This window comes from Microbacterium maritypicum MF109 (assembly GCF_000455825.1).
GTDB classification, from domain to species: Bacteria; Actinomycetota; Actinomycetes; order Actinomycetales; family Microbacteriaceae; genus Microbacterium; species Microbacterium maritypicum_A.
Genome location: NZ_ATAO01000100.1, coordinates 1 through 250, shown reverse-complemented (window position 1 = coordinate 250; position 250 = coordinate 1). Strand labels below are relative to the sequence as shown.

General features: G+C 69.6%; 1 protein-coding gene. It reads left to right on the top strand.

Translation table 11 applies throughout. The features are described 5' to 3' along the window. Positions 1-21 precede the first annotated feature (21 nt). Complete coding sequence (locus L687_RS43305; RefSeq protein ID WP_373695045.1) at positions 22-129, top strand: hypothetical protein; 108 nt, start codon at positions 22-24, stop codon at positions 127-129. Positions 130-250: the final 121 nt, after the last annotated feature.

Below are 250 nucleotides of genomic sequence, written 5' to 3'. Positions count from 1 at the left end.
CCGCCGCCGCCCACACTGGCGGTGACCGGTGGAGTGCTTTCGGCCGGTCTGCTGCTGGGGGGACTGATGCTCTTCGCTGGAGGGATGCTCCTCCCCGCCATCCGCCGTCGTCGACAGCCGCAGGAGTAGCGCAACCGACAGTGCCCCGACGAGCTCTTATGCTCGTCGGGGCACTGTCATGGTCGGCGTAGATCGGCCGAGCGTGCGCGTCAGCTGCGCGTCACGGTGAAGCCGGTACCCCGCACCCGCA